This is a genomic window from Streptomyces sp. NPDC002130, assembly GCF_040296465.1.
GTDB lineage: Bacteria > Actinomycetota > Actinomycetes > Streptomycetales > Streptomycetaceae > Streptomyces.
The window spans coordinates 1-14783 of record NZ_JBEOXI010000206.1 but is presented as its reverse complement, the minus strand read 5'-3'; the positions used below and the strand labels follow the sequence as shown (position 1 = coordinate 14783).

Annotated in this window: 11 protein-coding genes and 3 pseudogenes; 5 read left to right on the top strand and 9 right to left on the bottom strand. The window is 69.9% G+C overall.

The annotated features are described in order from the left end of the window. On the top strand, positions 1-262 hold a 262-nt coding region (locus tag ABT116_RS30705; RefSeq protein WP_351640530.1), incomplete at its 5' end, for a hypothetical protein. 91 nt (positions 263-353) lie between these two features. Here the strand turns inward: ABT116_RS30705 and ABT116_RS50960 are convergent. The 3 genes and pseudogenes from ABT116_RS50960 to ABT116_RS30685 form a co-directional block, all read right to left on the bottom strand. Continuing rightward, a pseudogene (locus tag ABT116_RS50960) lies at positions 354-936 on the bottom strand (maleylpyruvate isomerase N-terminal domain-containing protein); the annotation flags it as partial. Positions 937-953: 17 nt separating this feature from the next. After that, positions 954-1427: a fumarylacetoacetate hydrolase family protein gene (locus ABT116_RS30690; RefSeq protein ID WP_351640528.1), complete on the bottom strand. Its 474-nt coding sequence runs from the start codon at positions 1425-1427 to the stop codon at positions 954-956. Positions 1428-1471: 44 nt separating this feature from the next. Next, positions 1472-4834 carry an alpha-L-rhamnosidase-related protein gene (locus ABT116_RS30685; protein WP_351640527.1) on the bottom strand — a complete coding sequence of 1121 codons (3363 nt, stop codon included), beginning with the start codon at positions 4832-4834 and terminating at the stop codon, positions 1472-1474. 327 nt (positions 4835-5161) lie between these two features. Between ABT116_RS30685 and ABT116_RS30680 the strand changes: the two genes are divergently transcribed. Continuing rightward, positions 5162-5308 carry a hypothetical protein gene (locus ABT116_RS30680; protein ID WP_351640526.1) on the top strand — a complete coding sequence of 49 codons (147 nt, stop codon included), beginning with the start codon at positions 5162-5164 and terminating at the stop codon, positions 5306-5308. Between the two features lie 96 nt (positions 5309-5404). On the opposite strand, the gene ABT116_RS30675 is transcribed toward ABT116_RS30680, so the two are convergent. Next, positions 5405-5758 carry a VOC family protein gene (locus ABT116_RS30675; RefSeq protein WP_351640524.1) on the bottom strand — a complete coding sequence of 118 codons (354 nt, stop codon included), beginning with the start codon at positions 5756-5758 and terminating at the stop codon, positions 5405-5407. A 266-nt stretch (positions 5759-6024) separates the two neighbouring features. Between ABT116_RS30675 and ABT116_RS30670 the strand changes: the two genes are divergently transcribed. Both ABT116_RS30670 and ABT116_RS30665 read left to right on the top strand, forming a co-directional pair. Next, positions 6025-6159, top strand: a complete 135-nt coding sequence (locus tag ABT116_RS30670) for a hypothetical protein (protein ID WP_351640531.1) — start codon at positions 6025-6027, stop codon at positions 6157-6159. A 389-nt stretch (positions 6160-6548) separates the two neighbouring features. Continuing rightward, entirely contained in the window at positions 6549-7631 is a 1083-nt protein-coding gene (locus ABT116_RS30665) for a hypothetical protein (protein ID WP_351640522.1), read from the top strand. A 217-nt stretch (positions 7632-7848) separates the two neighbouring features. Here the strand turns inward: ABT116_RS30665 and ABT116_RS30660 are convergent. Next, a pseudogene (locus ABT116_RS30660) lies at positions 7849-8067 on the bottom strand (transposase); the annotation flags it as partial. On the opposite strand from ABT116_RS30660, the gene ABT116_RS30655 reads away from it, so the two are divergent. After that, positions 8052-8789, top strand: coding sequence for an SDR family NAD(P)-dependent oxidoreductase (locus ABT116_RS30655; protein WP_351640520.1), 738 nt, complete (start codon positions 8052-8054; stop codon positions 8787-8789). The pseudogene ABT116_RS30660 and the gene ABT116_RS30655 overlap by 16 nt on opposite strands. A gap of 97 nt (positions 8790-8886) precedes the next feature. Here ABT116_RS30655 and ABT116_RS30650 read toward each other — a convergent pair. The 4 genes and pseudogenes from ABT116_RS30650 to ABT116_RS30635 form a co-directional block, all read right to left on the bottom strand. Next, positions 8887-9024, bottom strand: a pseudogene (locus ABT116_RS30650) (IS701 family transposase); the annotation flags it as partial. A gap of 191 nt (positions 9025-9215) precedes the next feature. After that, positions 9216-10751 (bottom strand): sensor histidine kinase, encoded by a 1536-nt coding sequence (locus ABT116_RS30645; protein WP_351640519.1) that lies wholly within the window; start codon positions 10749-10751, stop codon positions 9216-9218. Beyond that, positions 10748-11491 (bottom strand): response regulator transcription factor, encoded by a 744-nt coding sequence (locus ABT116_RS30640; RefSeq protein WP_351640518.1) that lies wholly within the window; start codon positions 11489-11491, stop codon positions 10748-10750. Before ABT116_RS30640 ends, ABT116_RS30645 begins: the two co-directional genes overlap by 4 nt. Before the next feature lie 51 nt (positions 11492-11542). After that, positions 11543-14783 (bottom strand): glycosyltransferase family 39 protein (locus ABT116_RS30635; RefSeq protein WP_351640517.1); only part of this gene is annotated, 3241 nt, incomplete at its 5' end.

Below are 14783 nucleotides of genomic sequence, written 5' to 3'. Positions count from 1 at the left end.
GGTGAAGCTGTCCGCGAAGAGCGGCGCGCGCTTCGCCGGTTCGCCGGTCCTCCCCGTGCGCACACGCCTGAAGGCGAAGGCGGGCATCCGGCGTTTCGTGGAGATGGACGCCGTCGCCCCGGGCCGCCACCAGGGCGTGGCCCGGCGTAGGTGCGGCGACAGTGCGGTCATGGTGTCTCCCGGCCGTACGACGAGGTCTGGTGGCTTGGCTCAGCTCCGGTACCCGAGCATCCGGGCCGTCGCGAAACGGGGCAACGAGTGACCTGTCCGGCCGGGAGGCGACATCCGGACGTTGTGTCAGCCTCACCGCGCTCGACAACGTCAGATCCTCACGCAGCACTCGATCCGGGCAGCGGCTCGCGGACGACGGCGACGCCTCCCTCGGGAACGGTGACCGAGCCCACCACCGGTTTCCCCGTAAGGAGTTCGACGCCATCGGCGGGGATCTCGGCTCCGCGGCCGGCGTGGTCGATCAGGAAGAGGTAGTCGGCATCCGCGCCGCGGCGCCTGACCACTTCGACGCCGGACGGCGCGTCCCGCTCCGGGCGCACGCATCCAGGGAACCTCCCGGACCGGATCGCGTCCCCGGGCGGTCCGGACGGGCGCCTGCCAGCACGCGTCGGGCAGCGTGGCGAGTTCCTCGGCGAGGCGGCCGTCGGCCGCGAGCAGGTCCGCGCGCAGCTCGTCGGCCGGGCGACGGGCGCCTTCCTCTATCTCGCTCCCCCGCTGGTCGGGACTCGTGTCCATGGGAGTCTCGACGCCCGTGCGGGCCCGGTTCAGCAGGTTGAGCAGCGCGTCCGCGTTGCGCGCCACGTGCGCGACGACGTGTGCCCGGCTCCAGCCCGGCAGGTACGAGGGCCTGGTGAGGGCCGGGTCGGTCGCCCAGTCCACTTCGGCTTCGAAGGCCGCCGTACCCTTGGCGACCCACTCCGGCATCGCGTCCGGCCGGCCGCTCACCGCTGCTCCCCACGACAGGTGTTGCGGCACTCTCCGATCCCCTCGATCCGGGTGACGAGTACCGAACCGTCCCCCAGGTAGCGGGCCGGCTTGCGGGCGTGCCCGACCCCGCCGGGAGTGCCCGTGGCGATCACGTCACCGGAAGCGAGGGTGACGATCGCTGACGTCGTTGAGCACCAGTATCCGGCGATCGCGGCGCGCGCCTGCTCCGGATCCGCGACCCGCTTCCCGCAGGGAGTTCGAGACGTGGCGGTGGAAGGCGCGGCCCCGTGTCGGAGGCGTTGCGGTTCTGCAGGCGGAGCCGCCGCCCCAGCGAGGCGCCCAGGTCCGAGAGACTTCGCGACCGCCTCCATGGTGAGGTGTTCCGCGCCCTGCTCGGAGACCAGGCGGCGGGCCACCTCCAGCACCCGGGCACGGCTGCGGGCGGCGTCGGAACGCTCGCCGCCGACCGCACCGCCCGCTGCCACCATCAGCCCCCATGTCGGCAGATGGACGTAGGCCCGTCTTCGCCGTTCTACTTGATGCTTATTTCGGCGAGTTGGAGACGGTAGCGGGTGGACTCGTCCGAGGCCGGCCTGCCGAGCCCGGTGGCGTGCAGGCGCAGGTAGCGGCCGTCGGCGGCGGTGAGCGTGTAGGTCTGGGCGGCCCCGTCAGGGTTGCTCTGGCCGGTGACGGTGCGCACGGTGGTGTAGGAGGAGCCGCCGTCGGCGCGGGTCTGCAGCGTGAAATCGGCCGGGAAGCCAGCGGTTCCGCCACCCGCCGCCAGGGTGTCGGTGCGCGGGTGGAGGGTGACGGCGCCGATCGCCCGGTCGGCACCGAGGTCGACCTCGACCCACACCGGAGTGTCCCTGACATCGGCGGAGGAGAAGTCGATGCTCGTGAAGCCCTTGGAGCCGGCCACGCTCGTGGTGGTGCCGTCCAGCACCCGGGTCTTGCCCCAGTCGCCGTTCTCCAGGGTGCAGTTGCTGGTGGCGGTGGTCCCGGCAGTGGGGACGGTGAGTTCGGCGAGCTGGAGACGGTGCTTGGTGGGCTCGTCGGACGCGGGCGTGCCGAGCTCGGTCGTCTCGAGGCGCACATAGCGGGCGGTGGTCGTCCTGAATCCGTACGTCTGCACGAGCCCGTCGGGATTCGGCTGACCGGTGATGGTGCGTACGGTGGTGTACGTGCCGGAGCCGTCGGGGCGGGTCCGGATCGTGAAGTCGACGGGGAAGCCCGCGGTTCCGCCGCCCACGGCCGGGGTGTCGGTGCGGGGGAAGAGGCGTACGGCGTCGAGGTCGGTGTCGGCTCCGAGGTCGACCTCCACCCACACGGGGTTGACGCCGACGTCGGCGGAGGCGAACTCGTTGCTGGTGTAGCCCTTGGCACCGCTCACGCTCCGGAGCGTGCCGTCGGTGAGCCGGTTCCTCCCCCAGTCACTGTTCTCCAGGCTGTTGTTGCTGGTGACCGGCCGGCCCAGGGCCAGATCGTCGACGCGGCCCGTTCCCGTCGCCGTGAACGTCCACGTGCCCGGCTGGACGGTGAAATACACGTACGAGGGGTCCTTGCCCGCATGGCTCAGACCGCTGACGCTGCCGGTGGAGGAGCCTCCGGTGAAGACCGTCGTGCCGTTCGCCTTGATGACCGGCTGGGAGCCGCCGTACGTGGGCACGCCCACCCGGGCGGTCGCCCCGTTCGGCGAGGTCAGCGTCAGGGTGGTCCGGGTGCCCTCGCGCACGATGCCGAAGCGGATGTCGCCCTTGGCCGTGGGTGTCACCGTGCTGATCTTCGTGAGGGTGCCCGTCTGCGGGATGACCTCGTACCGCGTCCAGCCCGGCTCGGTGGGGCGGACTCCGGCCGCGTACGCGGACAGCGCGTACAACGGGCCGCCGTTCCAGGCGTGGTTGTCGGTGCCGTCGGCCTTGGTCCACAGCTCCCACAGCGTGTGGCACGCGGGGTCGGCGACCTGCGCGGCGAAGCGGTTGCGCATCCGCTCCTCGGCGACGGTGGCCGCACCCATCAGATACAGCGCCTCCAGGACGTAGAACTCCATGTAGGGGCTGGCGTTGAGGTGGGTGCGCAGCACCTCGGTCACCGCGCGGTGGCGGGAGGCGGCAGCCAGCCCGGCGACCACCGCGAGGGCGTTGCCGCGATCGTCCGTGTCGCCGTTGTAGCCGGGTGAGCGGTACTCGTTCCGGGACGCGTCCCACAGGACCCGGTCGAAGTTGGCCTTGATGCTGTCGCGCCGGGTCTGCCATCCGGCCACGTCCGCGGTGTTACCGCTGAGGTCGGCGAGCTTGGCGGCGGTGTCCAGGGCCAGGTAGTACCAGCAGTTGTCCAGGACGCGGGCGTCGATGTTGCTGCCCCAGTCCTCCCAGTCCCAGTCGCCGGCACGGTGGTTGACCAGGCCGTCGCTGTCGAGATTCCACAGGCTCAGGTACTTCTTGACCGCCGGATAAGCACCGGTGACGGCGCTCGCGTCACCGGTGTAGAGGTAGTACGTCCAGAACGACCACACCGAGGCGAGCATCTGGACGGGCAGTTCGGCGGTCCAGATGGTCGTCGGGACCGGCGAGTACAGTGCCCCGCTGTCCTTCTGCCAGGCGGCGAGCTGGGCGATGGCCTTCTTGCCGAGTGCGTGGGAGCGGGTGTCGAAGGTGTAGAAGCCCTCCTTGAGCTGGTTGACCACATCGCCCCACCACTGGGCCCGTTCGCGGGTGGGGCAGTCCATGTAGTTGTCCCGCATGTTGACGTACATGGTGCGGGCGGCCTTGGTCCACAGGCTGTCGAGGAAGGCGTCATCGCTGCTGAACGAGCCGGTGAAGTCGGTGTCGTAGCCGGACTCCCGATACTTGAGGTCCAGGATGCTCACGCCGGCGGGGATCGTGTACCGCACGGCCGTACCGCTCATCCACGCCAGGGACTCGAACTCCTGGACGCCGCCGGTGCAGACGTAGGTGGCGCGCATGTTGTACTGCGTCCCCGGCTCGATCCCGGTCAGGCCCGCGCCGTCGTCGTAGTGATCGGTCTGGAGGCCGATCACCGCCCCGGCCGGGGCGTCCACCTTCAGAAACGGGGTCACCTGGATGTTGGAGGGCAAGGTGGCCGAGATCGCGGTGGCGCCCTGTCCCATGGACGGCAGCGAGGCGGCGTTGGTGTAGGACTTCAGACCGGAGTGGCGGAACAGCGGGATCGGCCGCTCGACGAGGGCGTTCCAGGGCGAGGCACCGGCGGCACCGAAGTCGGTCGGTGCTGTCCAGCCGCTGTCGTTGAAGCCGGGTGACCGCCAGCCCGACACGACGGCGGCGGCTCGGGCGTCGTAGAAGATGTTGGACTCGGGCAGCCGGAAGTTCACCTGCGTACCGCTGGTGTTGTTCGAGTAGCCCGGGTGGACGGTGTGCTTCCAGCCGGTGTCGCTGACCAGACGGGTAGTCGTCGAGCCCGCCTGGATGTCGGACTGGAACAGCAGCCCGCCCCTGCCGCTGCTGTTGTGCGAGAAGCCCTGCTTGCCGAAGTACCAGACCAGGAGGGCGATCGTGTTGGTGCCGCCGGTGAGGTACGGGGCGAGGTCGATCTCGTCGTAGTAGGTGTCAGTGCGGTTCGGGCCGCGCTTGAGCCCGCCCTCGAAGACCACCAGCGTCCCGTTCACCCACAGCCAGTACTTCGAGTCCGCCGCGATCCGCGTCACCGCCTTCGACGGGGCGGTCGCGAGGGTGAACGATCTACGGAAGGCCACCCACTGGTTCGTCGTGCTGGACGGCGCCCAGATCCACTTCGCGGTCCAGGAGACCGCGGCGGACGCCGCCGGTGCGAGGCCGGGAAGAACCAGGGAGCCCAGGGTCGGGGCGAGGGCCACGGCTATGGCGGAGCACAGGGCGGACCGGCGGGAGATGTACTGCATCGAGGGGACCTTCCGAGGAGTGCTGCGGGGAGCGGGGCAGCTGTGGAGGTGGAACCGAGTTCGTTGAATCGATTCAATCCCGTACTTGCAGGCGTGATCCTGACCCCTCGCGCAAGACCATGTCAATAACCGCACCTGAGGACGGGCAACGTTGCCCACGGCGGGCTGTGACGAAGCGGTGCCCCCACCCGCTCGAAGCGGTCCAGCGAGGCCGGAGTCGCCGGGACTGTTCCGCATACCGCTGAGCTGCGAGGCAAGTTGAGGGACGCGTGTGGGAGGACTCCTGGCATACCGTTCCAGGCCTCGGCCCTGCGCTGGGAGCCCGGCGTGCCCCCGCAGTGGCAGCGAACCGAGAAGTGGCACCGCGACGCGAGCAAGAGCAGTGGTTTCGAGCGCCGTTGGACCGAGGACACCGGTGCCGGCGTCGGGAACGACCCAGTGCTCGGCGAGTTCCACCGCTTCCATCTGCCGTAGGACACGAAGCTGCGCGAGCGACGGTCGGCGGCATGAGCCGTGCCGCTGGGCTGCGTGCGGGACGCGCCGCTCGGAAGAGAACCGACGACAGCCCTGTCAGTTCCTCCGGGGGCCGAGCACGCAGAACTCGTTGCCTTCCGGGTCGGCCAGAACGACCCACGGCTCGTCGCGCTGGCCGATGTCGACGTGCCGCGCTCCGAGAGCCACCAGGCGAGCGACCTCACGGCTCTGATCATCCGGCCGCAGGTCCAGGTGGAGCCGGTTCTTCACGGTCTTCTCGTCCGCCACCGGGGTGAAGAGGATGCCCGGGAGACGATGTGGCTCCGGCCTGATCTCGAACTCCTCGTCGTTGTCGGCGACCACCACCCAATCGAGGGCCCGAGCCCACCATCGCCCCAACTCCGCGTGATTCGCCGCATCGATGATCAACTGCTCCCACTGCAAAGCCATCCGCCGAGTCTAATGACCCGCCCCGCGATCAGCCTGACCGAGAGTCTCGATCGGTGGGTGGGTTCGGGAGTCAGCACCACGTCAGCACGGGAGTCAGCACCGCACCGTCAAATCACTCCGAACTGCGCGTCACGGACAGCAGTGGTTTCGACCACCTTCGAGCCCCTGAACCGCCCTGCCGTGAGCCGGCATGGTGGCCACACGCATAGCCAACCCTCGAACTATGGCGCCCCGTCACATGTGCCTCTGACCTGCATGTTTCTACCGTGTGCCGACACGTACCCGTCCCCATCGCACACGAGGAAGTGGCGCCCATGGCCTCCGAAGCAACCGCTCCCCCACCCCGGGGCAATCTCAAGCGCATCGTCGCCGCCAGCCTCATCGGCACCACCATCGAGTAGTACGACAACTCATTCGATCGGGGCTAGGACCTGCGGCTTTTCCTCTTCGAGGGCCTATGAGTCAGCACGGAACCAGCACCGGAACTGGAGCGTGCTGGTTCGGGCGGCAGACGCGGGGTCATCAACCCGCAGCAGTCAAGACACCGCCCAGCTGTAGTCACACTCCGTAGTCAGTCCCCGATCACTGCACGCGGCCCCCGCGCCAAGCCGTCCACATCGACGTGTGCGTCCCGTCGCGGACGCCGCGCCTCGTACAGCCCCGTCGGCGAGGCCCGCTGCGCCGCCCAACAACGCTCAGGTGCCTTCCAGGCTGACCCGCGATGCCGGGCTACTAGACCCCCGCGTCTTCCGCCGAGTAAGTACTCCGCCTGGATCCGTAGCGTTCCCTCATGCCACGAACCGCACCAAGCCGCGCCGATCAGCACCTGATGAACGCGGCAGCCGCCGCCGGCCACCCTGTCAGCGCCGCCCAGCTTGAACGCTGGCGGCAGCACGGCCTCCTCCCCCGCCCCCGGGTCGACTACATGGGCCGGGCCGGCACCAGGACGGAGTACCCGCCCGGTACCGAGGAACTGGTGCTCTCACTGGCCCGACATGCCGGCCCACGCCGCAGTGTGGACGACCTCGCCCTGATGGCATTCTTCGACGACGCTCCCGTACATGAGTCCGCGCTGAAATTCGCGCTGGCCCGTGCCTACTTCGCCAGCCGGTTCTCCCAGGAAGACGAGGTCGCGAAAGTCGCGGCATCCGTGCCTCAGGAGTGGCGAGGCGAGCTGACGCCACAATACGAAGAAGCTGAGGCCGAGGCCCTCCTCGATCTCGAACGGGGAGGAAGGGCCATCCGGCAGATGCGGATCAACCTGCGTCGCGTTCCCGAACTCTCCCGAGCGCCCCAGGCGGAAGTCGACGAGCGCCTCCTCGGAGTACTTACCGGCCTCAACCTCCCGGAGTTACCCGAAGACGACCTCGCCTTCATGGCCGACCTGGAAGCGGCGCTGGCCCTGGACTCGGATGTGGAGAGCGACGATCTCTTCCCGGTCTGGGAAATGGCCGCGATCAGCCACGCATCCCAGATGGCGCGTCGCGAGGAGACCTCGCCCGAGGAACGACTGGATCGACTAGTCCACGCAAGCATGGACGAACTCGACGCGCTGCGTCACGAGGTCCGAACCGCGCTCGACCAGACATGGACGCGGGCAACCGGCGGCCGGGAGGACCAGGCCCGCCTCGACCGGCCCAGAACCGCACGCGGGGCAGGATCCACCCTGGTGGAGTGGATGAGCGCGAAGCTCGCACACCCACCGGGTTCGTCACTCTCCGACCGGTACTTCATCGAGAGTCTGGCCGACCTGCGCCTGCGCTGCTTCATCGCCACTGCCCGTCACATGTCGGACGGTACAGCCACAGAAGAGGGGAGGGCCGCCTTCATTGCCCGCACGACCGGGGCAACCGGCAAACGCCGACGGCAATGACTGTGGTCTTGCCCGACTGCCTTCGCTTCACGCCTTGCTGAGACATCAGCCCCGAGCACGCCCGGACCGTGCTTCAGAAGTTCTTCACCGAACTGTTCCGGCGCTTCGACGTCAACCCTCGTCCTCACTGAATCACAGCCGCCACGGCGCCCACCCAGGGTGGTGCACGCCGTCCAGCGCCATACGACCAGGCCACTCGGTGATCTCTTCCTTGAGGCTAGGCGGTGAGTTCGGTCGGGAGGACGGTCTCGTCGGTTTCTGACTCGATCGGGTGGAGGCGGGCCTTGGCCAGGAGGCCGAGGCCCATGTATCGACCAGTTTCGGTCCATTCGTCGTTCTGCTCGGCCAGCACCGCTCCGACCAGGCGGATCAGGGCGGGGTGGTCGGGGAAGATGGCGACCATATCGATGCGGCCGCGGCATGAACGGATCAGTCGTGCTCGTGACCGGTGCCGGCTCGGGAATCGGGCGAGCGGCGGCGGAGCTGTTCGCCGGGCGCGGTGCCTGCGTCGTCGCGGCGGGCCGCTCCGGATCCGCCGCCGAGACCGCCGACGCGGGCGGCAGGGCGATCGCCGTCCAGGCGGACGTGTCCGTCGAAAGTGATGTCGAGAGGATGGTCGCGGCGGCGGTCAGCACCTACGGCACCCTGGACGCCGCCTTCAACAACGCGGGCATCGCGCCGCCTGTGGGGCCGTTCGAACAACTCAGCACCGCGAGCTGGGAGCTGTCGTCCTCGGTGAACCTGCGTGGCGTGTGGCTGTGCATGAAGCAGGAGCTGGCCGTCATGGTGCGACAGGGGCACGGCGCGATCGTGAACACCTCGTCGGTCGCCGGCCTGGTGGGCAACGCCGGCGGGGCCGCGTACTCCGCGGTCAAGCACGGCGTCATCGGGCTGACCAGATCCGCCGCCGCCGAGCACGGCCAGCACGGCATTCGGGTCAACGCCATCGCCCCCGGCCTGACCCGCACCGGAATGCTGCGACAACTCGAGGAACTCGACGAGAGCCTCGACGCCGACGTCGTCGCCTCCCAGACCCCGCTCGGCCGCGTGGCCACGCCGCAGGAGATCGCAGAAGCCGCGTACTGGCTCGCTTCCCCACGGGCCAGTTTCGTCACCGGTCACGTCCTGGCCGTCGACGGCGGCGAAACCTGCGTCTGACGTCTGGAAAGGAAGCACTCCATGCCTCTCGTGTCCGGCGGCGACCTCGTCGTCCGTCTCCTTCAACAGGCCGGTGTCGACCGGATGTTCGGCATCAGTGCCGGCGGTCCTCGCGGTGCCATGGCCGCACCTCGACGCGGGCCCAGTCGAAGATCCGCCAGCCATGAGCTCCCGCGCCGCAGGAACGGCGTTTCCACTTCTGCCGCGGCAGGCCGGGGAACAGGTCGTGGATAGGACGAGAACTCTGCACCAGCCCCGGCGGCGGGAGCCCAGCCGACGGCGGACCCGCCCGGGCCGCCCGACGCCAGCGCCTGACAACCCTCGGCGCAGCCATGCGGGCCGCGGCCGACGGTCTGTCGGAACGTCGGCCGCCCGTACCGGCGCGAGCGCTGCGCGTCACCCCTGGCACCCGAAGACACCGACTCATCAAGGGCCCTGCTCGAAGTCGGCTGCGGGGAGAACGAGGCGGAAGGTGCAGCCCTCGCCCGGGACGGTATCGAGTTCGAGACGGCCGCCGTGGCCCTGGGCGATGGCCGCGGCGATGGCGAGGCCGAGGCCGCTCCCGCCGTGGTTGCGGGAACGGGCGGGGTCGGCCCGGTAGAAGCGTTCGAAGACGTGCTCGGCGTCGACGGGGGCGAGGCCCGGTCCTTCGTCCGCCACCTCGATCACGCTGACCGGGAGGCGCTCCGGGAGCGGCGGCGATGCCGAGGTGCGTCCCGGCCGGTCGGTGCCGCCGGTTCCGGGTCCGGTCTCTGTCGTGCCCACCCGTACGTGGACACGGGTGCCCGGCGGGGTGTGGATGCGGGCGTTGGACAGCAGGTTCTCCAGGATCTGGCCCAGTCGGCGCGGGTCTCCGACGGTCTCGGCCACGTCGAGTTCCTCGGTGCCGCCCGGATCTGCCGGAGTGGGCAGCGGGCCGAGGTCGACGGGGTGGGAGTGGCTGTGGACGGCGGCCGCGCTCACCGCGTCCGCCCCGAGCGAGAGCAGGTCGACCCGTTCTCTGCGGTAGGAGGGTTCGCGGTCCAGGGTGGCGAGCAGTTGGAGGTCGTCGACGAGCAGGCTCATGCGCTCCGCGTTCTGCGCGATGGACCGGTTGGCCTCCCGCAGCTCACGCTCCGGGCGCCGCTCCGGACGCAGCGCGAGCTGGGCGTACCCCTGAATGGCCGTGAGCGGAGTGCGCAGTTCGTGCCCGGCGTCCGCGACGAACCGGCGCAGCCGCGCCTCGGATGCCTCTCGGGCCAGCAGGGCGGACTGCAGCCGGTCGAGCATGGAGTTCAACACCCGGCCGAGCCGTCCGATCTCGGTGCGCGGGTCGGTGTCCGGCAGTCGCAGGTCGAGTCGGCCCGCGGTGATGTCCTGGGCGGTTCGTTCCGTCCTGGTCAGTGGCAGCAGTCCCAGCCTCACCACCCACCGGCCCAGGGCGAGCAGGCCGGCGATCGTGACAGCGAGCAGCACGGCGTTCAGCCACAGCAGCTTCGAGGTGGCGCCGTCGACGGTGTCGAGCGGCAGGGCGACCACCGCGCTCATGCCGTCCGGGCCGGGATTGAGCAGTACCCGCCAGCGGCCGTCACCGCTGATGGCGGACACGGTTTCGGGGTGCCCGTCCCGCAAGCCGAGGTCCTGCGCCTGATCGGCCAGCCGGGGCCCCGGCTTTACCTCCGTGCCGAGGGAGTTGTTCAGCCGGTGCCCGGAGGAGTCGTAGAAGTAGACGTGGAAATCCGACGGCAGTGCGTCCAGGTGCTCGGTCGGCGCGGGGAAAGCATTCCGGAGGGCGTCGCGGAAGGCCGGGGTCGGGGGGTGGAACTCCACCAGCTGCTGGTCGACGCGATCGAGCAGCCAGGAGCGGAGCACCACGTAGCCGATGGCCTGGGAGGTCAGTACCGCCGCCGTGGCGAGGACGGTGACGCCGAGGATCAGTCGTTGTCGCAGTGAGCCGGGTGGCCTGGGCAGGCGGGGGATCACTGCTCCGGCGTCCCCTCGTGGTCGCGGGGCAGCCGCAGGCAGTAGCCGACGCCGCGCACGGTCTGGATGAGCGGCGGCTCGAAGGAGTCGATCTTCCTGCGCAGGTAGCGGACGTACGTCTCGATGATCCTGGCGTCACCGGCGAAGTCGTAGCCCCAGACGTGGTCGAGGATCTGGACCTTGCTCACCACCTGGCCGGCGTTGGACAGGAGGTAGGCCAGGAGCTTGAACTCGGTCGGGGACAGGGCGATGTACTGTCCCGCGCGGTGCACCTCGTGAGCGCCCTCGTCGAGCTCGAGGTCGGCGTAGCGCAGGACGCTCGGTGGTGGCAGTGCCGCGTCCACCGGTGCCGTGCGGCGCAGGATGGCCTCGATGCGCAGCAGCACCTCCTCGATGCTGAACGGTTTGGAGACGTAGTCGTCGCCGCCGACGCTCAGGCCCTGGATGCGCTCGTCGGTGCCAGTGCGGGCGGTCAGGAACAGGATCGGACATTCGTCACCCGCCGCCCGCAGCCTGCGGGTCACCTCGAAGCCGTCCAGGTCGGGCAGCATCACGTCGAGCAGCACCAGGTGCGGTCGCAGGCGTTCGACCTCGACGAGGGCGGACTGTCCGGTGTCGGTGCTGCTCACCTCGTATCCGGTCAGGCGGAGCGTCGCCTCCAGCAGGGTGCGGATGCTGGGCTCGTCCTCGACCACGAGAAGCCGATGTCGCGGACGAGGCGTTGCGGACTGCTCGGTCATGACGTGATGCTGGTCCGTTCTCCCGGGTGGTACCAGTTGCTCCGGCGTCGCCTACTTGGCGGCGCAGTCGTACAGCACGTCGGCTCCTGCTCCGAAGCCCATCGCACTCCCGCTGCTCTTCGACGACGTGCCGCCGTACGTCGATGCCGGAACCTTGGTGCAGTTGTCGGCGATCCAGTCGGAACGCTGCTTGGTGTGGTTGCCGGACCCGGTCATGCCCGGCCTGCCGCCGCTGTTCGTGTCGGAGCCCAGGACGTAGCGTAGTTCCCCGCTCTTCGTCCACTCCTCCAACTGGTCCACCGACGGCGCGTTGTCCATGCTCGTGAAACCGCCCATGCCGATGACGGTCTCGTCCGAGCCCAGGATGAAGGAACTGGCGGCCATGGCACCGCCTTCGACGGCGAGCTTGATGCGGGCGTGGGGTGCGTGCTCCACGGCGTAGTCGAGGATCTTGCGCTGCTCGCTGGTGAGTTCCGCGCCGCCGCCGAAGCCGCCGCGTCCGCTCGGGGCGTTCCCGGAACCGCCGCCGGGGAACGACGGCATGTCGCTGTCTCCCGAGGTTGAGCCTCCGGACATGCCGGGCATGCCGTTCGCTCCCCCTGTGGGCATACCGGACGGCATACCTGACGGCATTCCCGAAGGAACATCGCCGGAGGAGGGCTGACCGGACTGTCCCGAAGGCGCGTCACCACCCGGGAAGCCCGACGGCATCCCCGACGGCATCCCCGACGGAAGGTCGCCGTCGTTCCCGCTCTGCCGGGGCATGCGGCCGCCCCCGCCGAAGCCGAGCGTCGTCGGACCGGCCGTCGGGTTGGAGCCGCCCATCGCGGATGTCGAGCCCGGTACGCTGACCGCCCACGCTCCCGGGGCCACCAGGACCGACGCGACGGCGGCACCCACGGCGACCGTCAGCAGCCTGCCATGCCGCCGCGCGAGGAGCAGCAGGACGACCGCGGCGCAGCCGAGCAGCAGGACCGGCCACACCAGCCAGCCGTTCCAGTCGGAGTCACGGCGGACCAGTGCCACGGCCCAGACCGCGCTGACCACGACCGCGGCCACGCCCACCAGGGGCGCCCAGCGCACGCCGGCCCGGTGGACACGGACCAGGGCGGCGGTCAGTCCGCCGCACAGGGCAGCGATCGCCGGAGCGAGCTGAGTGGTGTAGTAGGGGTGGAAGATGCCCTTCTGTGTCGAGTACACGGCCGCGCAGACCACCAGCCAGGTCCCCCACAGCAGCCAGCCGGAGGCCGGCAGCACGGCGTCGGCGGACAGCATGCCGCGTCGGCGCATCGCCACGCCGACCAGGGCGACGGCCAGGGCCAGTGCGCTGACCGGCAGCAGCCAGCTGATCTGGCCGCCCACCTGCGCGTTGAACAACCGGCCCAGGCCGGACGCGCCACCGAACCCGCCGCCGAACCCGCTCAAGGTCTGGGACATCCCGTCGCTCGAGCCGAAGACCCGGCCCAGCCCGTTGTAGCCGACCACGAGATCCCAGGCCGAACCGTCCTTGCTGCCGCCGATGTAGGGGTGGTCGCCCGGCCACAGGGCGACCATGGCGACCCACCACAGGGAGGACGCCGCCAGGATGGCCCCCGCGCCCAGCAGACGCCGCACTCGCGGTATCCAGGGGCCGCTTCCTCCCACGAGCCAGGCGAGGGTGAACGCGGGAATGACCATCCAGGCGGCGAGCATTTTGGTGAGGAATCCGCACCCGATCAGGAAGCCGCTCGCGCACAGCCACCAGGTCGCGGTCCTGCCCTCGGCCTGCAAGGCGCGGGTGAGCGCGTACGCCGCGGACACCAGCAGCAGGACGAGCAGTGTGTCGGGGTTGTTGTCCCGGTTGATGGCCACGGTGATGGGCGTGAGAGTGAGCACCAGTGCGGCGACCAGCGCCGCCCCCTCCCCCGCCCAGCGCCGCACGGTGCGGTGCAGGACGAGTACCGCGGCCACTCCCTCGATCACCTGCGGCAGGACCAGCGCCCAGCCGTGCAGCCCGAAGATCTTGCTGCTGATCACCTGCGGCCACAGCGCGGCCGGCGGCTTGTCGACCGTGATCACCCCGGCCGGGTCGTACGAGCCGAAGAGGAAGTTGGTCCAGCTCTTCCCCATCGACTTCACGGCCGCGGAGTAGTAGCTGTTGGCCCATTCCAGGGAACCCATTGCCCAGCTGTACAGGACGGCCGCGAGCACGAGGATCGCTCCGAGTGCGGCCGGTGCCGTCCAGGCGGGCAGCGAGCGGACGAACGCAGGCGAGTCGTCGGGGGTCGAGGCGGCCGGTACGGGCTTGAGGTGCGTGGGATTGCTCATGTCGGAAGTCGCTCTCGTCAACGGGTACGGCGGGGGGGCGCTGGTGAAGACGGCCAGCCGCAGCACGGCGAAGCGCACGCAGGTGACCGCGACGGACGCCGTGGCGAGGATCGCTGTCTCCGCGGCTGTCGATGCCCCGGGGTCGATCGATTTGAACCACAGCACCGCGCCGGAGGTGACCAGGTACCCCAGGACGAACAGGCCCCCGGCGCCCAGGTGCGCCCGCGCGGGCGGAACAGTGGAGTACCGGAAGGTGAGGCGTCGGTTCGCCTCCGTGTTGAGGACGGTGAGGACGAACAGCGAGACCAGGTTGGCGACAACCGGGCTCCACCAACCGCGCAGCAGCCAGTACAGCAGCGCCTGCCCGACCGTGGAGACGACACCGATCGCCAGGAAACAGCCGACCTCCCAGGACAACGCGCCACGTCGGGCAGCGGGTGCGAGGACCGCGTCGGGGTGCTCGGCGGCCGGTGCGGGGCGAGACGGTACGGCGACCCGAGCGCCTCCGGATGCCTTGAGCCGCGCCATGCGCCACAGGCCCCGCAGGTCGTCGGTGGCGGTGTTCACCACGTCCACCCTGGTGTCGACGTCCTCGACCCAGTCGACGGGGACCTCGTGGACACGCAGTCCGTTGTGCTCGGCGAGCAGCAGCAGCTCGGTGTCGAAGAACCACGCGTCGTCGCGGGTCACCTGCAGCAACGGCCGCAGCACCTCGGTGCGGGCCGCCTTGAATCCGCACTGGGCGTCGGTGAACCGGACGCCGTGCGTGAGCCGGATGATGCCGTTGTAGCAGCGGGAGATGAACTCGCGGCGCGGGCCGCGCACCGTGCGCGACCCAGGGGCCAGCCGGGAACCGATGGCGAGGTCCGAGTGACCGCTGGCCAGCGGCGCGACCAGCGGAAGCAGCCCGTCGAGGCCGGTGGACAGGTCCACGTCCATGTACACGACGATGTCCGCGTCGCTCGCGCCCCAGACGGTGCGCAGG